This window comes from Streptococcus sp. SN3 (assembly GCF_030439905.1).
This window is the reverse complement of sequence record NZ_JAQFJF010000001.1, coordinates 595,901-621,741: the sequence shown is the minus strand read 5'-3', so window position 1 is coordinate 621,741 and position 25,841 is coordinate 595,901. Positions and strand designations below refer to the sequence as shown.

General features: G+C 43.8%; 28 protein-coding genes and 1 pseudogene. 28 read left to right on the top strand and 1 reads right to left on the bottom strand.

Features of this window, described 5'->3' with window-relative positions; translation table 11 throughout:
- Nucleotides 1–16 precede the first annotated feature (16 nt).
- The 3 genes from PCY71_RS02800 to PCY71_RS02790 all read left to right on the top strand — a co-directional run bounded on the left by PCY71_RS02800 (nt 17) and on the right by PCY71_RS02790 (nt 2,664).
- Nucleotides 17–664, top strand: a complete 648-nt coding sequence (locus tag PCY71_RS02800; RefSeq protein ID WP_125337024.1) for a CPBP family intramembrane glutamic endopeptidase — start codon at nt 17–19, stop codon at nt 662–664.
- A gap of 467 nt (nt 665–1,131) precedes the next feature.
- Nucleotides 1,132–1,257 carry a bacteriocin gene (locus PCY71_RS02795; RefSeq protein ID WP_125337027.1) on the top strand — a complete coding sequence of 42 codons (126 nt, stop codon included), beginning with the start codon at nt 1,132–1,134 and terminating at the stop codon, nt 1,255–1,257.
- Between the two features lie 1,008 nt (nt 1,258–2,265).
- The gene (locus PCY71_RS02790) at nt 2,266–2,664 is read left to right on the top strand and encodes a hypothetical protein (RefSeq protein ID WP_301412432.1); all 399 of its coding nucleotides are present in this window, start codon (nt 2,266–2,268) and stop codon (nt 2,662–2,664) included.
- 92 nt (nt 2,665–2,756) lie between these two features.
- Here the strand turns inward: PCY71_RS02790 and PCY71_RS02785 are convergent, their stop codons facing one another.
- Nucleotides 2,757–2,927 (bottom strand): DUF3042 family protein, encoded by a 171-nt coding sequence (locus PCY71_RS02785; RefSeq protein WP_002895160.1) that lies wholly within the window; start codon nt 2,925–2,927, stop codon nt 2,757–2,759.
- 82 nt (nt 2,928–3,009) lie between these two features.
- Here PCY71_RS02785 and miaA point away from each other — a divergent pair, with 82 nt between their 5' ends.
- The 25 genes and pseudogenes from miaA to PCY71_RS02660 all read left to right on the top strand — a co-directional run bounded on the left by miaA (nt 3,010) and on the right by PCY71_RS02660 (nt 25,778).
- Nucleotides 3,010–3,894 carry a tRNA (adenosine(37)-N6)-dimethylallyltransferase MiaA gene (gene miaA, locus PCY71_RS02780; protein WP_301412431.1) on the top strand — a complete coding sequence of 295 codons (885 nt, stop codon included), beginning with the start codon at nt 3,010–3,012 and terminating at the stop codon, nt 3,892–3,894.
- 31 nt (nt 3,895–3,925) lie between these two features.
- Nucleotides 3,926–5,164: a GTPase HflX gene (gene hflX, locus PCY71_RS02775; RefSeq protein ID WP_301412430.1), complete on the top strand. Its 1,239-nt coding sequence runs from the start codon at nt 3,926–3,928 to the stop codon at nt 5,162–5,164.
- On the top strand, nt 5,157–5,780 hold the full coding sequence (locus tag PCY71_RS02770) for a cystathionine beta-lyase (protein WP_301412429.1): 624 nt from the start codon (nt 5,157–5,159) through the stop codon (nt 5,778–5,780). Before hflX ends, PCY71_RS02770 begins: the two co-directional genes overlap by 8 nt.
- Before the next feature lie 10 nt (nt 5,781–5,790).
- Nucleotides 5,791–6,720 (top strand): ribonuclease Z, encoded by a 930-nt coding sequence (gene rnz, locus PCY71_RS02765; protein WP_002897334.1) that lies wholly within the window; start codon nt 5,791–5,793, stop codon nt 6,718–6,720.
- Complete coding sequence (locus tag PCY71_RS02760) at nt 6,717–7,472, top strand: SDR family oxidoreductase (protein WP_301412428.1); 756 nt, start codon at nt 6,717–6,719, stop codon at nt 7,470–7,472. Before rnz ends, PCY71_RS02760 begins: the two co-directional genes overlap by 4 nt.
- A 6-nt stretch (nt 7,473–7,478) precedes the next feature.
- Entirely contained in the window at nt 7,479–8,189 is a 711-nt protein-coding gene (locus PCY71_RS02755; RefSeq protein ID WP_048771888.1) for a class I SAM-dependent methyltransferase, read from the top strand.
- A 57-nt stretch (nt 8,190–8,246) separates the two neighbouring features.
- Nucleotides 8,247–9,289: pseudogene (locus PCY71_RS14950) on the top strand (acyltransferase family protein).
- A gap of 93 nt (nt 9,290–9,382) precedes the next feature.
- Entirely contained in the window at nt 9,383–9,973 is a 591-nt protein-coding gene (locus PCY71_RS02745) for an HD domain-containing protein (RefSeq protein ID WP_002909458.1), read from the top strand.
- A gap of 105 nt (nt 9,974–10,078) precedes the next feature.
- Nucleotides 10,079–12,301, top strand: a complete 2,223-nt coding sequence (gene recJ / locus PCY71_RS02740) for a single-stranded-DNA-specific exonuclease RecJ (RefSeq protein ID WP_301412427.1) — start codon at nt 10,079–10,081, stop codon at nt 12,299–12,301.
- A 275-nt stretch (nt 12,302–12,576) separates the two neighbouring features.
- Nucleotides 12,577–13,089, top strand: coding sequence for an adenine phosphoribosyltransferase (locus PCY71_RS02735; RefSeq protein WP_002897341.1), 513 nt, complete (start codon nt 12,577–12,579; stop codon nt 13,087–13,089).
- Nucleotides 13,090–13,236: 147 nt separating this feature from the next.
- Nucleotides 13,237–14,178: a homoserine O-succinyltransferase gene (metA, locus tag PCY71_RS02730; RefSeq protein WP_002912723.1), complete on the top strand. Its 942-nt coding sequence runs from the start codon at nt 13,237–13,239 to the stop codon at nt 14,176–14,178.
- A gap of 8 nt (nt 14,179–14,186) precedes the next feature.
- Nucleotides 14,187–14,867, top strand: coding sequence for a DnaD domain-containing protein (locus PCY71_RS02725; protein ID WP_002909462.1), 681 nt, complete (start codon nt 14,187–14,189; stop codon nt 14,865–14,867).
- Between the two features lie 67 nt (nt 14,868–14,934).
- Entirely contained in the window at nt 14,935–15,723 is a 789-nt protein-coding gene (gene yghU / locus PCY71_RS02720; protein ID WP_002912721.1) for a glutathione-dependent disulfide-bond oxidoreductase, read from the top strand.
- Nucleotides 15,724–15,862: 139 nt separating this feature from the next.
- Nucleotides 15,863–16,552, top strand: coding sequence for a tRNA (adenine(22)-N(1))-methyltransferase TrmK (locus PCY71_RS02715; protein ID WP_002912720.1), 690 nt, complete (start codon nt 15,863–15,865; stop codon nt 16,550–16,552).
- On the top strand, nt 16,539–17,336 hold the full coding sequence (locus PCY71_RS02710; RefSeq protein WP_048771878.1) for a Nif3-like dinuclear metal center hexameric protein: 798 nt from the start codon (nt 16,539–16,541) through the stop codon (nt 17,334–17,336). Before PCY71_RS02715 ends, PCY71_RS02710 begins: the two co-directional genes overlap by 14 nt.
- An 11-nt stretch (nt 17,337–17,347) precedes the next feature.
- The gene (locus PCY71_RS02705) at nt 17,348–18,442 is read left to right on the top strand and encodes an FAD-binding oxidoreductase (protein WP_048771874.1); all 1,095 of its coding nucleotides are present in this window, start codon (nt 17,348–17,350) and stop codon (nt 18,440–18,442) included.
- A gap of 1 nt (nt 18,443) precedes the next feature.
- Nucleotides 18,444–18,914: an 8-oxo-dGTP diphosphatase gene (locus PCY71_RS02700; RefSeq protein WP_048771871.1), complete on the top strand. Its 471-nt coding sequence runs from the start codon at nt 18,444–18,446 to the stop codon at nt 18,912–18,914.
- Between the two features lie 22 nt (nt 18,915–18,936).
- Complete coding sequence (gene tmpA / locus PCY71_RS02695) at nt 18,937–19,761, top strand: ZIP family manganese transporter TmpA (RefSeq protein ID WP_048771868.1); 825 nt, start codon at nt 18,937–18,939, stop codon at nt 19,759–19,761.
- A gap of 134 nt (nt 19,762–19,895) precedes the next feature.
- Entirely contained in the window at nt 19,896–20,765 is an 870-nt protein-coding gene (gene rfbA / locus PCY71_RS02690) for a glucose-1-phosphate thymidylyltransferase RfbA (RefSeq protein ID WP_048771865.1), read from the top strand.
- A gap of 4 nt (nt 20,766–20,769) precedes the next feature.
- Nucleotides 20,770–21,363: a dTDP-4-dehydrorhamnose 3,5-epimerase family protein gene (locus PCY71_RS02685; RefSeq protein WP_032910392.1), complete on the top strand. Its 594-nt coding sequence runs from the start codon at nt 20,770–20,772 to the stop codon at nt 21,361–21,363.
- 213 nt (nt 21,364–21,576) lie between these two features.
- On the top strand, nt 21,577–22,623 hold the full coding sequence (gene rfbB, locus PCY71_RS02680) for a dTDP-glucose 4,6-dehydratase (protein WP_002906330.1): 1,047 nt from the start codon (nt 21,577–21,579) through the stop codon (nt 22,621–22,623).
- Between the two features lie 203 nt (nt 22,624–22,826).
- On the top strand, nt 22,827–23,426 hold the full coding sequence (locus tag PCY71_RS02675) for a hypothetical protein (RefSeq protein WP_002900125.1): 600 nt from the start codon (nt 22,827–22,829) through the stop codon (nt 23,424–23,426).
- Between the two features lie 89 nt (nt 23,427–23,515).
- Nucleotides 23,516–24,376 carry a GNAT family N-acetyltransferase gene (locus PCY71_RS02670; RefSeq protein WP_048771859.1) on the top strand — a complete coding sequence of 287 codons (861 nt, stop codon included), beginning with the start codon at nt 23,516–23,518 and terminating at the stop codon, nt 24,374–24,376.
- A gap of 63 nt (nt 24,377–24,439) precedes the next feature.
- The gene (locus tag PCY71_RS02665) at nt 24,440–25,072 is read left to right on the top strand and encodes a copper homeostasis protein CutC (RefSeq protein ID WP_048771857.1); all 633 of its coding nucleotides are present in this window, start codon (nt 24,440–24,442) and stop codon (nt 25,070–25,072) included.
- A gap of 34 nt (nt 25,073–25,106) precedes the next feature.
- The gene (locus PCY71_RS02660) at nt 25,107–25,778 is read left to right on the top strand and encodes an MmcQ/YjbR family DNA-binding protein (protein WP_048771853.1); all 672 of its coding nucleotides are present in this window, start codon (nt 25,107–25,109) and stop codon (nt 25,776–25,778) included.
- The last annotated feature ends 63 nt before the right edge of the window (nt 25,779–25,841 follow it).

The following is a 25,841-nucleotide window of genomic DNA, read 5'->3' as shown; positions in this document are numbered from 1 at the left end:
ATAAGAGGTGGGGTATATGTTTGAAAGAATTCGCAAGATTGATTGGTTGCTTCCAGCTTTAGTTTTTCTATATTTTAATGCTGCTCGGATTTTGCTAAGACTGCTGCATTTTAATGAGGGGACAAATTTGGTAATATGGTTTTTTGTCAATCTCCTATTGGCAATAGTCTGTGTTCTATATTTGAAGCATTTTGATCAGTTGTCTGTGTTTCGATTGGGACGGCCTAAGCTTAAGTTGATAGGATTAACTGTTTTAGGATTTCTCCTTCTTTACTTCTGGCTTAGTTATGTTCGTGACAATTTTCCAGTCACTCATAATCAAGCAGGCCTGAATCACAATCTTACCTCAGTTCAAGGAATTACAAGAGCATTTCTGGTTTTTTCCGTGAGCCTTGGGGGACCGATAAATGAGGAAATAATTACTCGTGTATTTGCTCTGAATTGCTGGAAAAGGTTCAAAAAATACGGTATGGATATCCTTTTAGCTGCAGCCTTTTTTTCTTCGTTGCATCTTTACAGCTGGGTATGGACGGATTTTTTAGCATACTTTGGCATGGGTTTGGTCTATGTTCTCCTATTTAGGATGAGTAAAACAGTTTACTGTTCATTAGCCTTGCATATATTTTTAAATACCATCATAATATTAGTTCGATTGAGCCATTGAGGAGTCATGAAACATGACAAAGATAATTAATCGCCAGCGAGATGACTATATTTGACTTTGTCTTCTGCTTCCAACTTATGAATCCTTTTTAAAATCATAGCTGTTATTTACTTTATATCTGTCATTTTAGCTAATATTTTGGTCTATTTTAGATTGAGATTTCAAACTTATAACTGTAAAATAGCAATAACCTCTTGATATTATTGGGATGGCTGAATAAAGACATTATAACAATACAAAATTGCATACAGCATTTGATTCTATCAAGTGCTGTTTTTGATTAAAAATGACTATTCAGGAGTAAATAGCTTCCATCTATGAATTTTGCCCCACATACCTGGAAGAAAGTGTTATACTCTAGGTGTCGAGTTGCAACAGGACAAAAATATTCACTTAAACTTGGACTAAAGAAAAGCTCCAAGGGATATTTTCTTTAATCCCTCGCATTTCACAAAAGGAGTCATGTAATGACTACACAAACAATTTCACAATTTGATGTGATGGACGAAAACATGTTAGCTGCAGTTGAAGGCGGCGGATTTGGCTATGCTTGCTTAGGTTATGGGGCAGTGTCGTTTGCTGCTGAGATTTGATACTGATAGGAAAGAAAACTTTTGTCAGTTAAAATCATGGCATGAATACAAGTTTAAAAGGATTTTTCGTATGAAATATAATAAATTAATAGCGCTAACAATGACTGTGTTTGCATTTATATTTTCCGTTCATTTATGGGAGTTTTCTAAAATAGTAGCTATTGCTTATTTTATGCTTCTTATGATAGCTAATTTTTTGTTATATTTTAGAAAGGATAAATGACTTTTTGCTTTTATTATGTCAAATCAGATTTAAGGGATAAGTGCATTAAAATAATATATTTATTAAATGAGGCCGGAACTAAAAATGTTCTAGACTTGCACTATTAAGAGATACAGAAATAATACAGCATTTGATTTTATCAGGTGCTGTATTTTATTAAAATAACCATTTACGACAAAATAAAGACTGTTTATGATTTTTATGCTTAGATTCTTTACATGTGCTATACTGTAGGTATGATATCAAAATCAAAGAAAAAGTAGCCGGTATTTATTATGGATATAAATGTAAGGTCGCAGTTTGATATGATGGATGATAGAATCTAAACTACTGTTACTAATTGAGCATAGTATTCCCTATATAGAACTCAGTGAGTGATAATAAAAGAGCTATGAGACTTAATGAACCCTAGCTAAGGTTATTAGTAACATTCTAACTTTACATTATTCTCTAGAAAAAATAAATTTGATTATCTTATGACAATTATACAAGGAAAAAAGAGGTCACTAACATGGAAAAAATTTGTTTTTTAAGATTTCTATGCTTATATCTTTTGTGCTAACGGTAGGAGGTCTATTATTAACACTCTATAATTATTTCTTTTTTAATTATCCGTTTTTAAACCAAACTACGGTAGGTTTAATTGTCTCGTTTTTAATTGTTTCGCTTATTTTTTTTAGTTCTCATCATAGAAATAGGAATTGATTTTTTGAATTACTTGAGAATAAAAAGAAAAAAACTGCAAAAGAAATTCTTTGAATTTATCTTTTAAAGGAGTTGATTTTATGACTAATACTAGGCGAGCAGTGCTAGCACTGAGCTTGGGTGTTTTGTTATTGTTAGCAACGGGAGTTCTACTGCAGGTTCATTTTTGGAGAATGATCATTTTGCTAGGTCTATTCTTTTTTGCGGAAGTATTTATCATCTGGTACTCTGGAAGTAAGTCTAAGTCGCAGATTAACGGCAGGCAAAGCCTTGACCTCTTCTGGCTTTATATCAAACGCTTGAAAATCTTTTATGTCACACTTGTGTGTCTTGCGATTCCTTTCGTTTCACTGTCTTCCAATCCTGCTTTCGATTTGTTTTTTGTGCTTGAGTTATTAGTATTTTTGCTCTTAAGCAATTATATCTTTAGCTCTCAGGGCATTCAACCGCCCAAGAAAGAGAGAGCTTTTAAAGTCTAATTGCTTTGTTTGCAGCAGTTGATTTGACTGCTGTTTTTTCAAAAAAGAAAAAAGCCTGGATTTTTCCAGGCTTTTTAGTGAAATGTGCAGGCTTAGTGTGCTACACGTTTGCGAGCTGCTTTTTTACGGTTTTCTTCGATGAAAGCCGCTTTTTGTTCTTCAGGTTCGATGACTTTTTTCTTGACTGCATATACTGCGCCTGCCACAGCAGCAACAGTAGCTGCAACTCCTGTAAGAACGCCTTTTCCAAATCCTTTAGCCATGTGATTTCTCCTTTTCTGAACTTTTATTATTTATGTTATAATTAATAGTAACGAAAAATCAAAATTTTTTCAAGGAAAAAAGATGAAAACCAAGATAATTGTGATAGTGGGGCCTACGGCAGTTGGAAAAACAGCTCTGAGTATTGAGGCAGCCAAGCGCTTCAATGGGCAAATCATCAGTGGTGACAGTCAGCAGGTCTATCGTGGCTTGGATATTGGCACGGCCAAGATTCGTCCTGAAGAGAAAGAGGGCATTCCCCATCATCTGCTGGATGTGCGGGAGGTTGGAGAAAGCTACTCGGCCTATGATTTTGTGACTGAGGCGGCTCAGGCTATTCGCGAGATTGCGGCTCAAGGTCAGCTGCCCATCATTTGCGGCGGCACAGGGCTCTATATCCAGAGCTTGCTTGAGGGCTACCATCTGGGCGGAACCGTCCCTCACGAGGAGATTCTGGCCTATCGGGCGCAGCTGGACAGTTGGTCAGATGAGGATTTGTTTGAAAAAATAGCAGAGCTGGGTATCGAGATTCCACAGATAAATAGACGCAGGGCTATGAGGGCGCTAGAGATTGCCCATCTGGGCGGTCAACTAGAAAACAATCAACCAGACTATGAAGCCCTGCTGATTTGCCTAGATGATGAGCGAGAGCGACTTTATGATCGAATCAATCAGCGAGTAGATCTGATGCTAGAAGCCGGGCTTTTAGAAGAAGCTTGCTGGCTGTTTGAGAAAGCTCCGACCAGTCAAGCCAGCAAGGGTATCGGCTACAAGGAACTTTTCCCCTACTTTGAAGGGCAGATGATCCTTGAAGAGGCCGTGGACAAGCTCAAGCAGAATACTCGCCGTTTTGCCAAGCGCCAGCTGACTTGGTTTCGCAACCGGATGTCCGTGACCTTCTATCAGGTGGGAAATCCAGACTATAAAAATCAGGTCATGGAGGACATCAAGAATTTTCTGGACAAGTAGCTGGCTGACCAAGTCTTAGTAAGGATATGAGATGATAGAAACAGAGAAAAAAACAGAGCGTGTCTTTTTGGTCGGTGTGGAGCTGGCAGACACGGAGAATTTTGACCTATCCATGGAGGAACTGCAAAGTCTAGCTAAGACCGCAGGGGCTGAGGTAGTCGGTTCCTATAGCCAGAAGCGGGAAAAGTATGACAGCAAGACCTTTGTCGGTTCTGGTAAGTTAGAAGAAATCCGGCAGATGGTTGATGCCGAAGAGATTTCGACTGTCATTGTTAATAACCGCCTAACGCCCCGCCAGAATGTCAATCTGGAGGAAAGCTTGGGTGTCAAGGTTATTGATCGTATGCAGCTGATTTTGGATATTTTTGCCATGAGGGCTAGGAGTCATGAGGGCAAGTTGCAGGTGTATCTGGCCCAGCTCAAGTACCTCCTGCCTCGCTTGGTTGGGCAGGGTATTATGCTCAGCCGTCAGGCAGGTGGAATTGGCTCCCGCGGGCCTGGTGAAAGCCAGCTGGAGCTCAATCGACGCAGTGTCCGCAATCAGATTCATGATATTGAGCGCCAGCTCAAGGCTGTCGAGAAAAATCGGGCTACCGTTCGTGAAAAACGGCTGGAATCCAGCATTTTCAAAATCGGTCTCATCGGTTATACCAATGCTGGCAAGTCTACTATCATGAACTGTTTGACCAGTAAGAGCCAGTATGAAGCAGACGAGCTTTTTGCGACGCTGGACGCCACGACTAAGAACATCAACCTCAGTGGCCAGCTCAATGTTACTCTGACGGACACAGTTGGCTTCATTCAGGATTTGCCGACAGAGCTGGTATCCAGCTTTAAATCCACGCTGGAAGAGAGTAAAAATGTCGATTTGCTGGTTCATGTCATTGACGCTAGCGACCCTCATCATGAGGAACATGAAAAGACCGTCCTGAACATCATGAAAGAGCTGGACATGCTGGATATTCCTCGTCTGACTCTCTATAACAAAGCGGACAAGGCTGAGGATTTTACTCCGACCTTGACTCCTTATTCTTTGATTTCGGCTAAGGCGGAAAATAGCAGAGCTCTTTTGCAGCAAGTCCTGCTGGAGCGGATGAAAGAGTTATTTTTGCCTTTTACAATCAAGGTAGCGCCTGCTAAAGCCTACAAGATTCATGATTTAGAGAAAGTCGCGATTATGGGGAATCGAGAATACATAGACGATGTCGAAGTCGTTTCAGGCTGGATTGCCGAGAAAAACAAATGGAAACTGGAAGAATTTTATGACTGATTATATTGACCTGGCCCTCAAATACGGCGGTTTTACAAGCCTAGACAGGGTCTACTTAGAGCAAGTGTTGGCTGGCCTGACAGAGGAGCAGAAGCGGAGCTTTATCACTCCGCCCCCCAGTGTTATCAATGCTTACTTTGCTGAGCTTTATCAAAAGAAAAGTCCGGAAGCCGCGACAGCCTATTTTTTAGAGATTAGCCAGGCGCTGGACTTGTGGAATGAGGAGCCTAGCTTTGTAGAAAATAAACCTTTTGTACGGCTTAATCTTTCTGGCAAGTCCTATGGATTTTGCTATGAGAGCGAGGAAGTCGGCTTGGTCTTTCCTGAAAAGCCAGAGTCGGTAACAGACGACTTGCTCTTTGAAATCGCCCAAGTCTTTCCACAATACTTGGTCTACGAAGAAGCAGGGAGAATAAAAATGGTACCTCTCAAAGTTGAATCTCAAGTCGTGGATAGTCAGGCACTTACTGCTTTGACAGATTGGCAGCAGCTAGCGGATGGCAGCCAGAGAGTTCTGGGCTACAATCAAGATGAAGTCAGTCAGCTGGCTCAGTCCTATGCTGGAAAAAAATACTACCACTCGCAGAATCGCTCTGCCATGATTTATATCATTTAGAAAGAAAAACATGCAATTACAATTTTTAGGAACCGGAGCCGGTCAGCCATCAAAGGCTCGCAATGTGTCCAGTCTCGTCCTCAAGCTGTTAGAGGAAATCAATGAAGTCTGGATGTTTGACTGCGGTGAAGGTACCCAGCACCAGATTTTGGAGACGACGATTAAACCGCGCAAAATCAGCAAGATTTTCATCACGCATCTGCATGGCGACCATATTTTTGGTCTGCCGGGCTTTCTATCCAGTCGTTCTTTTCAGGCTAATGAAGAGCAGACGGACCTAGAGATTTATGGTCCCAAAGGCATTAAAAACTTTGTCCTGTCTAGCCTGCGCGTGTCTGGTTCTCGTCTGCCTTATCGGATTGATTTTCATGAGTTTGATGAAAATAGTCTGGGCAAGATTCTTGAAACGGACAAGTTCACTGTTTATGCGGATAAGCTGGATCACACGATTTTCTGTGTGGGTTATCGGGTGATGCAGAAAGATTTGGAAGGAACGCTGGATGCAGACAAACTACGGGCAGCGGGCGTACCTTTTGGTCCCCTCTTTGGCAAGGTCAAAAACGGTCAGGATATCGTCCTAGAAGATGGGACCAAAATTATTGCAGCAGACTATATCTCAGCTCCTCGTCCGGGCAAAACCATTGCTATTTTGGGTGATACTAGGAAGACATCTGCCAGCGTTCGCTTGGCTGTGGCAGCAGATGTGTTGGTCCATGAAGCGACCTATGGCAAGGGAGACGAAAAATTGGCCCGCAATCACGGTCACTCTACTAATATGCAAGCCGCAGAAGTAGCCAAGGAAGCCGGTGCTAAGCGCCTTCTCCTTAATCATATCAGTGCCCGCTTTTTGGCTAAGGACATCAGCCAAATGCGCCGCGATGCCAGCGCTGTCTTTGAAAAGGTCCATGTGGTCAAAGACTTGGAAGAGGTGGAGATATGAGAACCATCATCATCACAGGGGCTAGCGGTGGGCTGGCTCAGGAAATGGTTAAGCTCTTGCCTCATGACCGACTGATTTTGGTCGGACGGAGCAAGGCTAAGCTGGAAAAACTATATGGAGAAAGGGAAAATCTTGACCTAGTAGAACTAGATATCACTGACAGCTCAGCTTTGGAGAGATTTGCTGAGCGAATTGACAGCCAGTACGGCCGCGTGGATGTCCTGGTCAATAACGCTGGCTATGGGATTTTTGAAGAATTTGAAAAAATCAGCTCAAGCGATATCGAGGCCATGTTTGAAGTCAATACCTTTGCCCTGATGAATTTGTCCCGGATCTTTGGAACTCGCATGAAGCAGGCAGGTCAAGGACATATCGTCAATATCGTTAGTATGGCCGGCCTCATTGCAAGTAGCAAGTCAAGTCTGTATTCGGCGACTAAGTTTGCAGCTATTGGTTTTTCCAATGCTCTGCGTTTGGAACTCCTGCCTTTTGGTATTTATGTCACGACAGTGAACCCAGGTCCTATCAAAACTTCCTTTTTCGATCAAGCAGATCCTGACGGTTCCTATGTAAAAGCAGTCGATAAGTATATCTTGGAACCTGACTTTGTAGCAGGAAAAATCGTCAGCTCCTTTGGCAAAAAGAAGCGGGAAATGAATCTACCTAGGATTCTCAATCTTGCACACAAGCTTTATACCCTTTTTCCAAGAATTGCCGACAAGATGGCAGCCAATATGTTTAACTACAAGTGAGGTTTTATGACAGCTAATCTACAAGCCTACAAAGCTCATCTGCAGGCGCCTTGGGGCAAGCTTCAGTATGATATTGTTTTTGCCTTTCTAGAGTCGCTGAAGGGCCAGAAAATTCTTGATTTCGGCAGCGGTTTTGGAATTGTGGCTGATTTTCTAGCGGAAAAGAACCAAGTGACCGCAATCGAGCCTAGTTCAGAAATGATTGCTGAGCGCAAGCAGGACTTTTCCTATGAGCAATTGCAAGGCAGCTTGGACCTTCTGCAAACATTACAAGACCAATCTTTTGATGTCATCGTTTGTCATAATGTCTTAGAGTATGTATCTGACCCTGCTCTTTATTTAGCAGAATTTTCCCGTCTCTTAAAAAAGGACGGCAAAATTTCTCTGGTCAAGCATCACGAGGTTGGGCGCATTATGCATACAGTGGTTTTTGAAAATGACCCAGAAAAGGCCCAGCAGCTTTTGGCGGGTCAGGAATATCAAACCCACAGCATGGGAGCTGCAAAGGTCTATCAGATTAAAGAAGTGATTTCAGGTCTTTCATTAGAAGTTGAGGATTATCAGGGAGTACGAATTTTTTACGGGCTGCAATCCAATGACTACAAAACTGCCCCTGACTGGGCTGAAAAGATGCTTGAAATGGAGCTGGCTGTCTGCAACCAATCTCCTTATCGGGACATCGCTGCCTTTCAGCATGTTTGGCTAGTCAAGTCCTAAATTGAATGAAAAAGTGTTCATTTACATCTTAAACAAACCTCGTAAGGAGAAAGCTTGATGCAAAGGAGAGGAGTCATAGAGCCAGAGCAACCTGTCAATTATGCCCTGCTCAGCCTTTTTCAATATATTGCTTCAGTTTTAGTGATTATGGTCCATTGCCAGAGGCTTTTTGAACATGAAACCCTGCATTTTGTTCAAAAGAGTATGTTTGGTCGCATGGCAGTGCCGTTCTTTTTAATTTCTTCAGCCTATTTTTTCCGAGTACGCTGGAAGCAAGAGCCTCAAGACGTGAAACTGACTCTGTATATTAAAGGTATTTTAAAGGTCTATGGCTTTTGGAGCTTGGTCTATCTCCCCTATGCTTTGACTTACTTCCAATCTCTGCACTTGCCTCTCTACCTAGCTCCGCTGGCTATTCTAGCAGCGCTCTTCTACATCGGAATGAGCTACCAGCTCTGGGGTACATTCCCGCCTTACTCTCAGGTTTGCTGCTGGTCCTTTTTTTGTATAGGAGGTTGGGTACCAAGAAAACATTTGTTCTTTTACTACTTCTCTATGCTTTAGGTGCTATTGAGTCTTATCACGCCTATCTGGCGCCTAGTCTGCTAACTGACTGGTATGATGCCTATGCCAAGATCTTTTTCACTAGCAGGAATGGCCTCTTCTCTACGCCCGGTTTTATCTATTTAGGCTACTTTCTAGCTGATTACGGGTAGATAGCCTTATTTCAGAAAAAACGCTGGCTGTTTCTTCTGTTGGCAAGTCTTTTCCTAGTAGGTGAAGGAGTTCTGGTTTACATCAGGCAGGGACTGGATAAAAATTTTTTCTTTGCTCTCATTCCCTTTACGCTCTTCTTATTCAATTGGCTGTTAAAAACTCAGTGGAAGCGTAAAAAAAACTGGCGACATTTAAAAGATCTAAGTATCCTTTATTTCTTTCTCCATCCTATCTTTATTGAGTTATCTTTCTTTCTGCTCAAATCCCAGCAGCTGAGTAAGTGTGAAAATGGCCGTTGGGCCTTCCTTCTGACGATTATCCTGACCCACCTGACTTCAGAATTGGTAATTCGATGGCGAGGGAAAAAAACAGAAAAGAAGTGAAAGTTTAGTTTTTGAAGAAAATCATATAGAGCGTTAAGAGCAACTATCAATTTTGAATAGAATTAACTATAAAACATTTCAAAGGAGTTCCACATGCTTGAACGTCTACAGCAGCAGTTAGCTTTTACCAATGAGCTGGAAAAGCTGAAAGCCACTCATCGCAACAATCGGACCTTGGATGCCTATCGTTTTGAGAATTCTGCAGAGCATAGTTGGCAGGGAGCGCTCATGGCGCTAGTCTTTCGAGAATATATCCCTGAAGAAGTTAATCTGGAAAAGGTCATGTCTATGTTACTGATTCATGATTTGGGCGAAATATATGCTGGCGATACCTTTATCTTTGACGATGTGGGCAAGAGCGATTCTTACGATAGAGAGTTTGAGTCCTTGAAAATCAGTTTGGGCAAGTTGCCGTCAGATCAGCAGGATTCCTTTTTAGAGCTTTGGCAGGAATTTGAGACCGGTATTAGCATAGAGGCTAAATATGCTCGAGTGCTGGATGCTCTGGTTCCCCTGCTCAATCACTTGGAAGTTGCTCAGCCTCATGATAACCCTCATGGCCTGACCAAGTCGCAGGTTGTTGCGAAAAAATCCTTTATACAAGAAACCTCCGAAACTCTTTGGGAATTAGCCCAGGAAGTTATTGATAGAAGTGTTGCTAAGGGACTTTACCTGGATGAATGAGGCTTAGGAACTTGCTCGCAGATAGAAAGTTTGAGACTGGTTGAACCAGTCTTTTCATGTTATAATATTCAGACAAGATTGAACGGAGAAAGTGTTTCACTTATCATGATTAGCTCAAAATACGACTGGCAGTTTGCCACAAATTTTACAGACGAAAAATTTTTAAAAAAGGCCAAGAAAGCCGGATTGGAACCTGCCGCTGCCAGTCTTCTTTACCAAAGAGGTGTTCAGACTGAAGAGGCTTTACAGGAATTTTTGGAGCCTAGTTTAGACCAGCTTCACGACCCTTATGATCTGCATGATATGGAGCGGGCAGTGGAGCGCATTCGCTCAGCGATTGAGAATTACGAACAGATTTTGATCTATGGCGATTACGATGCTGATGGTATGACCTCGGCATCTATTGTCAAGGAAGCCTTGGAGCAGCTGGGGGCTGAGTGTCAGGTCTATCTGCCCAATCGCTTTACGGACGGCTATGGTCCTAATAGCAGTGTTTACAAGTATTTTATTGAAAATCAAGGCATCTCGCTCATTATTACAGTAGATAATGGAGTGGCCGGCCTCGAAGCTATCGAGCTGGCCCAGTCTCTGGGTGTGGATGTCATCGTGACGGATCACCACTCCATGCCTGAGGAGTTGCCAAATGCTTATGCGATCGTCCATCCGGAACATAGCGGTGCGGATTATCCTTTCAAGCATTTGGCTGGCTGTGGGGTGGCTTTTAAGCTTGCAACAGCCTTGTTGGAAGAAGTACAAGTCGAACTTTTGGACTTAGTTGCCATTGGTACCATTGCTGATATGGTCAGTCTGACGGGGGAAAATCGGATTTTGGTTAAATATGGCCTTTCCGTCCTCAAAAATACCCAGCGGGTGGGTCTTCAGGAACTCTTCAAAATTGCAGGCATTCAGCCAGACGAACTGGATGAAGAAACGGTTGGCTTCCAGCTTGCTCCTCGACTCAACGCCTTGGGACGGCTGGATGATCCAAATCCAGCAGTTGAGTTTTTGACTGGCTTTGATGACGAAGAAGCTCGTGACATTGCTCTTATGATCAACCAGAAAAATGACGAGCGCAAGGAAATCGTCCAGCAGATTTATGAAGAAGCACAAACCATGCTGGACTCTAAGAGACCGGTGCAGGTGTTGGCTAAGGAAGGTTGGAACCCTGGTGTGCTAGGGATTGTCGCTGGGCGCTTGCTGGAAGAGTTGCACCAGCCAGTCATAGTGCTTAATATCGAGGATGGCATCGCTAAGGGCAGCGCCCGCAGTATTGAAGCGGTCAATATTTTTGATGCCTTGGACAGTCATCGTGATCTCTTTGTAGCTTTTGGTGGCCATGCTGGAGCAGCTGGAATGACTCTTGAAGCAGATAAGTTGGCGGAGCTTGCAGATATCCTGACAGCCTACATCTTAGACAATGATTTGGATTTGACTGGCAAAACAGCTCTGTATTTGGATGAGGAGCTGCATCTGCCAGAACTGACCCTGGACACACTCAAAAGCTTTGAAAAACTGGCACCTTTTGGTATGGACAATAAGAAGCCGCTTTTTTACCTCAAGGACTTTAAAGTGGACAATGCTCGGACTATGGGGGCTGGCAATAGCCATCTCAAGCTAAAAATTTCCCAGCAAGATGCATCTTTTGAAGTGGTAGCTTTTGGGCAAGGAGGCCTAGTGACTGAGTTTGCCCAAACCAAGAATCTGGAGCTAGCTGTCAGCCTCTCTGTCAATAAATGGAATGGACAGACCAGTCTCCAGCTCATGCTGGTAGATGCCCGAGTGGACGGTGTTCAGCTTTTCAATATTCGTAGCAAAAATGCGACGCTGCCTGACAAGGTTCCTGTCTTGCGTTTCACAGAGGAATTGCCGGATTTGACAAATAGCAGAGCAGTTGTGGTTTATGACCTGCCTGATGATTTACAGGTCTTGAAGAAGATTCTTCAATCTCAGGATTTCGAAGCGATTTACTTTAAGAATGAGATTGCCAAGCCATACTATCTGACAGGTTATGGTACCCGTGAGCAGTTTGCCAAACTATATAAGACAATCTATCAGTTCCCCGAGTTTGATGTTCGCTATAAGCTCAAGGACCTAGCAGCTTATCTGAAAATAGATCCTATTCTCTTGGTCAAAATGATTCAGATTTTTGAAGAGCTGGGCTTTGTTAGCATCACAGAAGGCGTCATGACGGTCAATAAGGAAGCAGAAAAGAAAGAAATTGACAGCAGTCTTATATACCAAAACCTCAAGCGCCTAGTCAAGGAACAAGAACTCATGGCACTGGGCACCGTGCAGGAGATTTATGATTATTTGATGGCATCAGACTGAAAATTGTGTAGGTAATATCGTTAAAAAGTGAGTGTCTTGGATCTATGGCTCAGCATGTTAGGGAAAAGTAAGTTTCGTTCTTGGAGCTAGTAGAAGAAGTGATTATAAAGATTAACCAACTCAATCCCGGCCTCAATGTGATGGTCTATAAATGAATGAAACATACTTTTTTAAATTAAATAACCTATCCCCTTAAAAAGTAAGTTTTCTATTACCATTTGGAGGAAAAAGTGATATAATAGAGAGTAAAAAATTTTTTTGAAAGAAAGTATATCATGAATTTAAAAGACTACATTGCAACAATCGAAAATTATCCAAAGGAAGGCGTGACATTCCGTGATATCAGCCCGCTGATGGCAGACGGAAATGCTTACAGTTACGCTGTTCGTGAGATTGTTCAATATGCGACAGATAAGAAGATTGACATGATCGTTGGACCGGAAGCTCGTGGCTTTATCGTGGGCTGTCCAGTTGCCTTTGAGTTAGGAATCGGCTTTGCTCCAGTCCGCAAGCCTGGTAAGCTTCCTCGTGAGGTTATCTCAGCTGACTATGAAAAAGAGTACGGTGTTGATACCCTAACTATGCATGCGGATGCTATCAAGCCAGGTCAACGCGTTCTGATTGTAGATGATCTTCTTGCGACTGGTGGAACAGTGAAGGCAACGATTGAGATGATTGAGCGCCTTGGTGGTGTAGTAGCTGGCTGTGCCTTCCTTATTGAGCTGGATGAGCTCAAGGGTCGCGAAGTTATCGGCGATTACGACTACAAGGTTCTGATGCACTATTAATACATAGTTTCTAACTATATCTAGTTAGAGAAAAAGTATAATTGAAAACTATATCTCCTTTCAGTATAATGAAAGTACATTGGATAAACAAAGAATAGGCTGGAAAAGTATTTCCAAGCCTTTCTAACGATTGAAGGAGATATTTTCATGCCAATTAAGATTGATAAGAAACTGCCAGCTGTTGACATTTTAAGTTCTGAGAATATCTTTGTCATGGATGACGATAGGGCGGACCATCAGGATATCCGCCCTCTGAATATTCTGGTACTCAATCTCATGCCCCAGAAAATGGTGACAGAAACTCAGATACTGCGCCATTTGGCTAATACCCCGCTGCAGTTGACTATTGACTTCCTCTACATGAGCTCTCATCAGTCTAAAACGACACGTGCAGAGCATATGGAGACTTTTTATAAGACTTTTGATGAGGTTAAAAATCGCTATTTTGATGGCTTGATTATCACTGGTGCACCGGTAGAGCATCTGCCTTTTGAAGCGGTGGACTATTGGGAAGAGTTCCAGCAAGTGATTGAATGGTCCAAGACCCATGTCTTTTCTACTCTGCATATCTGTTGGGGAGCTCAGGCTGGGCTTTACGCTCGCTACGGCGTGGTCAAGCACCAGATGACGCGCAAATTATCGGGTGTTTATAGCCAGTCAGCTGACAGCAGCAACCTGCTTTTCCGTGGCTTTGACGATGAGTTTTATGCGCCGCATTCCCGTCATACTGAAGTTCTAAAGGAAGATATTGTCAATCTGACTAATCTGGAAATTCTCTCGTATGGTGAAGATACTGGCCTCTCTGTGTTGGCTAGCCGGGACTTGCGAGAGGTGTATAGCTTCGGTCACATGGAATACGACCGTGATACTCTATCCAAGGAGTATTTCCGCGATTTGAAGGCAGGAAAGAATCCACATATTCCAGAGAATTATTTCAAAAACGATGATGTCCATGCGACACCGGCCTTGCGTTGGAGTTCGGCCGCGGCACTCTTTTTCAGCAATTGGGTCAATTATGCTGTCTATCAGGAGACACCTTTCGACTGGGAGAGTCCTGAAAATGATGTATCGTTTTTTGCTTATCTATAAGAGGTGACATGACTTATTTATCAGCTTTTAAATCGGGTAATCTTGTAATCCCGAGTGCTCTTCTTTTACATTTTAAGGACATCTTTGATTCCAGCGATGATTTTTTGGTCTGGCAGTTTTTCTATTTGCAAAATACGACTTCCTTGGAAGAGCTGGCGCCTAGTCAGATTGCGGAGCATATTGGCAAGACCCTGTCAGAAGTCAATCGCTCTATGTCCCATTTGACGGAGAAAGGTCTCTTGCAGTATAAGACCATTGAGCTGAATGGAGAGACAGAGGTTATCTTTGATGCTTCACCGGCTTTGGAAAAGCTGGATGAACTGCTGGCAGCCAAAAGTGGTCATCAGACTGTGGCAAAGGCACCTCAGAATGTCTTGAAAGATTTGGTTGAGACCTTTCAGCAGGAGTTGGGCCGTCTCCTGACACCCTTTGAAATTGAGGACTTGACCAAGACTGTTCAAGACGACAAAACCAATCCTGACTTGGTCAAGGCTGCCCTTCGTGAGGCTGTGTTTAATGGCAAGGCCAACTGGAAGTATATTCAGGCTATCTTGCGCAATTGGCGTAAAGAAGGTATCACCACACTTGCTCAGGTAGAAGCCAAGCGGGAAGAACGTGAAGCAGCTAATCCTCAAAATGTGACAGTTTCAGATGATTTCCTCAATGCCATGAATTTATGGAAGGACTGACTTTATTAGATTTACAGTGGCCTGTTAGATACGACAGGCCCTTGGTTTTATAAAAAAGGAGAAAAGTATGACCTATCAATTGCCAAAAGTCTGGTCTGCTGCGGATAGCGAACAAGGAAAATTTTCAGGTATCAATCAGCCTACTGCTGGCGCGCGCTTTGAGCAGAAGCTTCCTGTCGGTAAAGAGCCTTTTCAGCTTTATTCACTTGGGACTCCTAATGGGGTCAAGGTGACGATTATGCTAGAGGAACTACTTGCAGCAGGTGTGACAGAGGCTGCCTATGACCTCTATAAGATCAGCATCATGGACGGCGACCAATTTGGCTCAGATTTTGTGAAAATCAATCCCAACTCTAAGATTCCGGCCTTGTTGGATCAGTCAGCTGATAAGCCGATTCCTGTCTTTGAGTCGGCGAATATCCTGCTTTATCTGGCAGAGAAGTTTGAAAAGCTTATTCCGTCAGATTTGGCTGGTCGGACTGAGGTGCTCAACTGGCTCTTCTGGCAGACAGGAGCGGCTCCTTTCTTGGGGGGCGGATTTGGTCATTTCTTTCACTATGCACCAGAAAAACTAGAATACCCTATCAACCGCTTTACAATGGAAGCCAAGCGACAGCTGGATTTGTTGGACAAAGAATTAGCCAAGAAAGCTTATATCGCTGGAGATGACTACAGTATTGCTGATATTGCTATCTGGTCTTGGTATGGTCAGTTGGTGCAGGATAAGCTTTACCCAGGCGCAGCTGAGTTCTTGGATGCCACCTCCTACAAGCACCTATCTGCTTGGGTGGAGAAGATTGCGGCTCGTCCAGCAGTCCAGCGCGGTTTAGCTGCCGAGTATCAGGAAATCAAATAAAAAAGTGATGGGTAGAACACCCATCATCAAGTGGCGAGACAAAATCAGTTTATCAACAGGTTGATTTTGTCTCCGCTGCTTTTTTTATACCCTTAAAAATGATATACTGAATAGAAGAATGTTTAGAAAAGAGTAAGCAATGCAAAAAAAGACTATTTCCCAACGCTTGGAGCGAGTAGCTGCTTTTGTGCCGGAGGGGGCAAAGTTGCTGGATGTTGGGAGCGATCATGCCTATCTGCCTATTTACCTGATTCAGCAGGGACGGATTGAGAAGGCTCTGGCCGGTGAAGTGGTAGAGGGGCCTTTTCAGTCTGCCCAGAAAAATGTGGCAGATCACGGGCTGACAGAGCAGATTGAAGTTCGTTTGGCCAATGGTCTGGCGGCTTTTGAAGCTGAAGATCTGATTGATACCATCGTTATCGCTGGCATGGGTGGTCGATTGATTTCAGAGATTTTGGAAAATGGCAGAGCTAAGCTTGGAGCTATTTCCCGCTTGGTTCTGCAGCCCAATAACCGAGAGGATGAGCTTCGCAGCTGGCTGGTATCTAACGGTTTTCGTTTGCTGGCTGAGGATATCTTAGAAGAGGCTGGTAAGTTTTACGAAATCCTGGTAGCAGAAGCTGGCCAGCAAACTTTAACAGAGCAAGAAAAGCGTTTTGGTCCTTTTCTGCTAGAGCAGCAATCGCCTGTTTTTCAGCTAAGATGGCAGAAAGAATTGAAGAAACTTGAAGGAGCTCTGGCCCATATCCCAGAAAAGAATGAGCTGGAACGCTCTGCTATGTCCCAAAAAATCGAAAGTATCGAGGAGGTGCTCCATGCTAGCAAGTGAAATCATCGCCCGTTATGAAGCCTACTGCCCGCAAGAACTGTCCATGGAGGGCGACATTTCAGGCTTGCAAATCGGGACTTTGGATAAGGAAGTGGACAAGGTTCTAGTGGCGCTGGATATTCGGGAGCAGACGGTGGCGGAGGCTATTGAGGCAGGTGCTGGGCTGATTATCGTTAAACATGCGCCTATCTTTCGCCCGCTTAAGGACCTAGTGGCGGATAAGGCGCAAAATCAAATGATTTTAGACCTCATCAAGCATGATGTTACTGTCTATGTCAGCCATACCAATATTGATGTTGTGGAGGACGGGCTCAACGACTGGTTCTGCCAGCTATTGGATATTGAGGAGACAAGTTTTCTCAGTCAGACAAGCCCAGAACATGGTATTGGCCGCGTGGGGAAGATTTCTCCTCAGACCTTTGGGGACTTTGCGGCTAAGGTCAAGGAAACTTTTGGACTAGATAGTTTGCGTCTGGTCGCTTATGAAGAAGCAGATCTCGAACGCGTGATTGAGCGTGTGGCTATTTGTGGCGGTAGCGGTCAGTCCTTTTATCCAGAGGCTATCGCAAAGAAAGCGCAAGTCTACATAACAGGTGATATTTACTATCACACTGCTCAGGAAATGCTGACAGAGGGGCTTTTGGCGCTGGATCCTGGACATCATATCGAGGTTCTTTTTACGGAAAAATTGAAAGAAAAGCTTGATGCTTGGAAGGCAGAAGAGGGATGGGAGATTGAGATTCTGGCTAGTCAGTCTTCTACCAATCCTTTCCGACATATTTGAGAGGGAGCGACATGAAAAAAGTAGCAGTGATTGGATCTGGGATTGTCGGATCAACAGCGGCTTACTATCTGTCCAAATCTCCAGGTGTGGAATTAACTGTCTTTGATGATGGCAAGGGGCAGGCAACCAAGGCAGCCGCTGGCATTATCAGTCCTTGGTTTTCCAAGCGTCGCAACAAGGCTTGGTATAGGATGGCGCGTTTGGGCGCTGATTTTTATCAGGACTTGATTGCGGAACTGAAAGATGCTGGAATCCAGACAGACTTTTACCAACAGACAGGTGTTTATCTGCTGAAAAAGGACGAGACTAAGCTGCAGGAGCTTTATGATTTGGCTGCTAATCGTCGGGAAGAGTCGCCCTTAATAGGGGACTTGAGTCTTCTCAGTCGTCAGGAAGCGCAGGAGAATTTTCCAGACTTGCAAGGCTTTGAGCGACTTCTCTATGCTTCCGGCGGTGCCCGTGTGGAGGGAGCGCTCTTGACGGAGACGCTTCTGAAAGCCAGCAAGGCAGAATTGGTTGAGAAAAAGGTAAGATTGACAGTAGAAGGAGAGCAACTTCTTGTGGACGGACGCAGCTTTGACTGTGTCATCTTAGCTGTGGGGGCTTGGCTGGGAGAAATCTTGCAGCCACTGGGCTATGAGACAGATGTTCGGCCGCAAAAGGGACAGCTACGTGATTTTAAGCTGGCTGAAAAGACGGATGACTACCCAGTTGTTATGCCTGAGGGCGAGCTGGATATCATTCCCTTTCTGGCGGGCAAGGTCAGTGTTGGTGCCAGTCATGAAAATGATCAGGGATTTGATTTGACAGTTGATAAGACGGTATTGAATCAGTTGCAGCAAGAAGCGGAAACTTATTTGCCGAGGCTGTCTAAAGCAGAGATTCTAGGCGAACGCGTGGGAACACGAGCTTATACCAGCGACTTTGCTCCTTTCTTTGGAGCTGTTCCAGACTTGCCGCATGTCTACGCAGCCAGCGGTCTAGGCTCTTCTGGTTTGACAACTGGCCCGCTCATCGGACGCCAATTGGCTCAGATGGTTTTAGGAGAAGCGGGGCTGCTGAATCCAGCTGACTATCCTATCGAGCGGTATGTGAAGAAGGTTTGATATGACAGAAACTATTTTGAATTGGGTCAATGTTTGTGTGAAAAAAGATGATGAAATTTTACTGCTTAATCGCCAGCATGATAACTTTAAAGGGTGGATACAACCAGGCGGGAAGGTGGAGTTTCCAGAATCTTTCTTCGAAGCTGCAAGGCGCGAATTAAAAGAAGAAACAGGGTTGACTGCTCTAAACTTGGAATTGAAGGGGATTTCAGGCTTCACTAATCCTAGAAGAAAAGAACGCTATGTGTATTACGATTTTCTTTGTACTGCCTTTGAGGGGCAAGTCAGGGGAAACGATCATGAAGGGGAGCCCAAATGGTGGAAGATTTCCGAACTTGGCCAAATAGATATGCAGGACGACATACGTGAACGTTTGCCTCTCTACTGGCGGAAAGGCTCTTTCGAGCGGATTCATTACTGGAATGAGGAAAAACACTGTATAGGGGAAACCAAGATGATTTTGTATGATTGATTTTAGAGAATAAGGAGAAGTTATGGATTGGTTACGATCGCAGCCTGTGGTTATGCAGGCATTCTTGGCTGGGCTTTTTACATGGGGATGTACCATTGTAGGCTCGGCTGTTGTATTTTTCTTTAAACAAGTCAGTCGCAAGTTGCTGGATATTATGATGGGCTTTGCGGCAGGCGTCATGATTGCGGCTTCCTTTTGGTCGCTTTTGGCACCGTCGATTGAGTATGCGGAAGTTTCTTATGGCAAGCTGTCTTGGCTTCCTGCAGCGATTGGCTTTTTAGTGGGAGGTTTTTTCCTGCGGTTGATTGATGCGGTGGTGCCTCACTTACACTTAAGCAAAGACATTTCGGAGGCTGAGAGTGTTCCTGAGCATAGCCGAAAGAAGCTCTCCAAGACTGCCCTGCTCTTTTTAGCCATTACCATTCACAATTTTCCAGAAGGTTTGGCAGTCGAAGTAGCCTTTGGTGCTTTGGCCGCCAATCCTAGTCCAGAAGCCTTTGTCGGCGCGATTGGTCTAGCTTTGGGAATTGGCCTGCAAAACGTCCCAGAAGGAGCAGCTTTGTCCATTCCGATTAGGACGGACGGCAAGTCTCGGCTTAAAGCCTTTTACTGGGGTTCCATGTCTGCGATTGTAGAGCCAATCGGGGCTGTTCTGGGGGCAGTTGCTGTTATGGCCATGACGGCTATTCTGCCCTATGCCCTCTCCTTTGCAGCAGGGGCGATGATTTTCGTGGTGGTAGAGGAGCTGATACCAGATTCGCAGACCAATGGCAATACTGATGTGGCGACTTTAGGTCTCATGGTGGGCTTTGTTCTCATGATGGTTTTGGATGTAGCTTTGGGATGATGTCAATTTAGAATCAAAGAGCGGAAGAAAGCGGAATTTCCGCTCTTTTTCTTTTATTTAAGGGTAATGAAAAGGATGACATCCGCTTTCAAAAATGGTAGAATAAGGAGAATACATTAAGAGAGGAAACTCATATGAAAGGTATTATTCTTGCAGGTGGTTCTGGTACACGTTTGTATCCATTGACCCGCGCTGCGTCAAAACAGCTCATGCCGGTTTATGACAAACCCATGATTTATTATCCACTGTCAACTCTTATGCTGGCTGGTATCAAGGACATCTTGATTATCTCCACTCCGACGGATTTGTCTCGTTTTGAGGATCTGCTGGGAGATGGCTCTGAGTTTGGTATCAAGCTCTCTTATGCAGAGCAGCCAAGTCCGGACGGACTTGCACAAGCCTTTATCATTGGGGCTGATTTCATTGGAGATGACCGCGTGGCGCTGATTCTTGGGGATAATATTTACCATGGACCAGGTCTGAGTAAAATGCTCCAAAATGCTGCTGCTAAGGAAAAAGGAGCAACTGTTTTTGGCTATCATGTCAAGGACCCAGAACGTTTTGGTGTTGTAGAATTTGATGAGAATATGAATGCTATCTCCATCGAAGAAAAACCAGAACAACCGCGCTCTAACTATGCAGTAACAGGACTGTACTTCTACGATAATGATGTCGTCGAAATTGCCAAGAACATCAAACCGAGTCCTCGCGGAGAACTGGAAATCACAGATGTCAACAAGGCATACTTGGATCGTGGCGATTTGTCTGTTGAGCTTATGGGACGTGGTTTTGCCTGGTTGGATACAGGTACCCACGAAAGTCTCTTAGAGGCAGCTCAATATATCGAAACAGTTCAGCGGATGCAGAACGTTCAGGTGGCAAATCTGGAAGAAATTGCCTACCGTATGCGCTATATCACTAAAGAGCAAGTGCATGAATTGGCGCAACCATTGAAAAAGAATGAATATGGTCACTATCTTTTGCGCTTGATTGGAGAAGAATAAGAAGATGACGGAACAATTTTTTGATAAGGAATTAGCAGCGCGTGAGGTTCCTGGAATTCCTGGAATGCTGGAATTTGATATCCCTGTTCGTGGGGACAATCGAGGCTGGTTTAAGGAGAATTTCCAAAAGGAAAAAATGCTGCCGCTAGGCTTCCCTGAAAGCTTCTTTGTAGAAGGAAAACTGCAGAATAATGTCAGCTTTTCTCGCAAAAATGTCCTGCGTGGTCTTCATGCTGAACCATGGGACAAGTACATCTCTGTTGCAGATGACGGTAAGGTGCTGGGAACTTGGGTAGACCTGCGTGAGGGTGAGACCTTTGGTAATACCTACCAGACAGTAATTGATGCTAGCAAGGGGATTTTTGTCCCGCGTGGCGTAGCCAACGGCTTCCAAGTCCTTTCCGATATTGTTTCCTATAGCTATCTGGTGAATGACTATTGGGCTTTGGAACTCAAACCTAAGTATGCCTTTGTCAACTATGCAGACCCAGCTTTAGGCATCCAGTGGGAAAACTTAGAAGCAGCAGAAGTCTCAGAAGCAGACAAGAACCATCCATTGCTTAAGGATGTCAAACCTCTAAGAAAAGAAGATTTGTAAGAAGAGTGAATAGAACAAGTGTTTGAATATATTATCTATTTCTTGCTGATTATATTCTATTTTCTTATTTCTCTAGGACCATTAGGCTTCATTCTGATGATGGTTCTCCTCTTTTTGTTTATTTTCTTAGCCCTTTATATAATTTCAAAATTACTATTTTTTACGAAACAAATAATTCGATATTTTGTTTTATTATGGAGAAAAAATAAATCAATGACTGAATACAAAAAAATTATCGTGACAGGTGGAGCTGGTTTTATCGGTTCTAACTTTGTCCACTATGTTTACAATAACTTTCCAGATGTCCATGTGACAGTGCTGGACAAGCTGACTTACGCGGGTAATCGGGCTAATATTGAAGAAATTTTAGGCGACCGCGTTGAGTTGGTTGTTGGAGATATTGCTGATGCAGCCTTGGTAGATAAGCTGGCTTCCGAAGCTGATGCTATCGTTCACTATGCGGCAGAAAGCCACAATGACAACTCACTCAATGACCCGAGTCCATTTATCCACACCAATTTTATCGGAACTTACACACTTTTGGAAGCAGCTCGTAAGTACGACATTCGTTTCCACCATGTATCGACTGACGAAGTCTATGGAGATCTCCCTCTGCGTGAAGACTTGCCAGGTCATGGAGAAGGTCCAGGTGAGAAATTTACGGCTGAAACCAAGTACAATCCAAGCTCGCCTTATTCATCAACCAAGGCAGCTTCAGACTTGATTGTTAAAGCTTGGGTGCGCTCATTTGGCGTGAAAGCGACGATTTCTAACTGTTCAAACAACTATGGTCCTTACCAGCACATTGAGAAGTTCATTCCGCGCCAGATCACCAATATCTTGAGTGGTATCAAGCCAAAACTCTATGGTGAAGGCAAGAATGTCCGTGACTGGATTCATACCAATGACCATTCATCAGGCGTTTGGACGATTCTGACAAAGGGACAAATCGGTGAAACTTACTTGATTGGTGCTGATGGTGAGAAGAATAATAAGGAAGTGCTGGAGCTGATTCTCAAGGAAATGGGACAGCCAGCTGACGCTTATGACCATGTGACAGACCGTGCTGGCCATGACCTTCGCTATGCCATTGATGCCAGCAAGCTCCGCGATGAACTAGGTTGGAAGCCAGAGTTCACCAACTTTGAAGCTGGTCTCAAAGAGACGATCAAGTGGTACACGGATAACCAAGACTGGTGGAAATCTGAAAAAGAAGCAGTCGAAGCCAACTATGCTAAGACTCAGGAAGTGATTAAGTAAGGATAGGCTATCTATGATGAGCCTTGTAAAACTAGCGCTATGTGATTGAGAGGCTGGGATTATCTGTCCCAGCCTTTTCTCACAAGATTGTTAGCTTTTTAATATGTTTGTTACAGAAAATTATGCAAAAATAGTGTAAAATAAGATAAATCCTTTCTGTGTTTTTAGCTAAAGGGATTTTCTCAAATTAAAGGAATACAAACATGAAAATGGTAAAAAGAGTAGTGGGAATTGCTTTGGTGCTGTTGCTTGCAGCGGTGCTATTTCTGGTTCCTGCATCTGTTAATCAAAGTGAACAATTAAAAAATGTCCAAGGCAGTGCTTCCTGGATGAGTATTATTGAGCCAGCTTTGAGTAATGCCAATGTAACGGCTCAGGGAGTCAGCACGGAGGTTTCTCTCAATAGCGTCCAGCTTAATCAGGTGCTCAAGTCTTCTCTGGCTGACTCTGAGAATCAGGAGTTGCTGAACAGTGTTTACAGTATTGAAGGCAATAAGCTACGCATCCAGTATCCAGTCAAACTGCTCTTTATTGACAGTAAGCTGGACCTAGAGGTGGATGTGACGGTGAGAGATAATGTCTTGCACATCACAATTGATAGTGCCAAGTTGGGCTCTCTTCCCATCCCTAAATCTTGGGTGACAGGAATGCTGAAGCAACAAATGCAGGCCTCTAATTCATCTATCACGACGGAGGGAGATAGTTTCCTTCTCGCTCTGCCGCAGAGTCAATACAGCATTAATAAAATCAGCTTCCAGAACGGAGCTGCTAAAATCCAGTTCAGCATGGGTTATGGAATCTAAAAAGAAAACTTCATTTGAGGAAGAAGTCTTCCGAATCAAATGGAGTTTTTATACTATTATTTGAGCAGTAGCATTGTGAGGGAGAAAAGATGCCTATTCCTAATATCCAGCAAGAGGAGCTGATTGTTATTGATGACAATCAGCGTTTGCGGGCCTATGATGGCCAGTTTGAGTTAGCCTTGGACTGGTACCAAGATCCAGACATGATTTATATGATTGATGGCAGTAGAGAGCCCTATTCGCCGGAGCGAGTTCAAAGGATGTATGAGTATTTGGCTTCGCGAGGTGAAGTGTATTTTATTGAAGTATGGGAGCAGGAGTGTTGGTTGGCTATTGGGGATGTGACCTTTTGGCAAGATGATTTGCCGATTGTTATTGGAAAAGCGGACTACCGTGGGAAAGGCATTGGCAAGAAAGTTCTTTCTGCTTTGATACAGCGCGCACGCAATCTAGGCTATCAGAAACTAACAGTTCAAGAGATTTATGATTTCAATCTCCCCTCTCGCAGTTTGTTTGAGTCGCTTGGTTTCTATCAAACTCATGCTAGGGAGAGAGGTAGGTCCTATACACTTGATTTGACCTTGCCCATAGCGCAGATCCAGCCCAGTCAGTTCTACCTTTCAAGGGAAAAGCTGGACAGGATTAGCATTGATTTTGACCAACAAGAACTTGAAGCTTTACCTGTCAAGCGCATGGATGGAAAAGTTTTCTTTACTGATGGACATAGCAGAGCCTTTAAGGCATATCAGGCTGGCCTCTCTCATATTCCCATCTATTATGATAGGGATGAGCTTAACTGGGATTTTTATCAATACTGTGTTCAGGCTTGTCAAGAAATAGGTATCTTCTCGATAGCTGATTTACAGAACCGCGTTTTGTCCAAGGAAGACTATCAGACCAAATGGCTTGATTGGTGTCAAAGAGAAGCTAGAAAATTTGATAAGAGCTGATATCAGATGTTCTTGTGTTATAATAGATAGAGGGAATCAATATATTAAATCAGAGGTGAGATGATGCTTTATGAATTTTGTGCGGAAAATGTAACCTTGTTAGAAAAGGCTATGAAAGAGGGAGCTCAACGGATTGAGCTCTGTGATAATCTGGCTGTCGGTGGTACGACGCCCAGCTACGGCGTAATTCGAGCAGCAGTTGACTTAGCCAAGCTTTATGGTGCGACTGTGATGACCATGATTCGGCCACGAGGTGGTGATTTTGTTTACACTGATCTTGAAATTGAGATTATGCTGGCTGATATCCAAAAGGCCAAGGAAGCCGGCAGTCAGGGAGTCGTTTTTGGTGTCTTGACGGAGAAGAACGAAATAGATGTTCCGAAGATGCAGCGGCTGCTGGAGGCTTGCAAGGGACTGGAAGTAGTCTTCCACATGGCTTTTGACTCAATCCCAGCTGAATACCAGTTTGGCGAAATGGACTGGCTGATTGAGAACGGTGTCCAGCGAATTTTGACCCACGGAGGACCTGCCAGTGAGCCGATTGAGGAGCATTTTGCTTGGCTGGATGAATTAATCGAGCATGCTGCTGATCGGATTGATATCATGCCGGGGGGAGGTATTCATCTGGGCAATCGTCAGCAAATTATAGACAGTCTGGCAGTTGACCAGCTGCATGGAACTAAAATTGTATTTTAAGGAGGGGTAAGCTGCGCTGTCAGCGGCTAAGGAGATGTTGGAACTATTTGAAAAATACAAGGCTAATCCAGACAAGCTTCAGACTTACGGCTTTAAAGAGTCTGATGGAGCTTACCATTTCTCGCAGAAGATTATGAAGGGTGACTTTCGCTTGGAAGTGACTATCAGAGATGGAGAGCTGGACTATCAGATCTTTGACTGCGATACTGATGATGTTTATCTGCAGGTCAAGATGGAGCAGGTGACGGGGGAGTTTGTCGGTCAGGTTCGTGAAGCTTGTCAGGCAGCTCTTTTGGCTATCCGTCAGAACTGTTTTGACGAGGTTGGCTTTCTCTATGAGCAGAGTAAGCGACTACGGGATTATGCGGCTGAGGTTTATCAGGGGCAAATAGAGTACCTCTGGGAGAAGTCGTCCAGAAAGAGCTCGACCAAGGCTGGAGTTTTCCGCCACCAGGACAGTAAAAAATGGTATGGGGCTTTTCTGACCACAGACTGGTCTAAGTTTGAAGCAGAGCGAAGCGGCGCTATTGAGGTGCTGAATGTTAAGAATGATCATGTAGCAGAACTGATTCAGAAAAAGGGGATTTACCCGGCCTTTCACATGAATAAGAAATATTGGCTCAGTCTGCCCTTGGATGATACCCTGAGCGATCAGGAAATCTTTGATTTACTGGCTGTTAGTTACCAGCTGACCAGTAAAAAATAGAATCGAAGCACAGCGCTCCAATCCGCTGTGTTTCATTTTTCCTCAAAAAACAGTATAATAAAA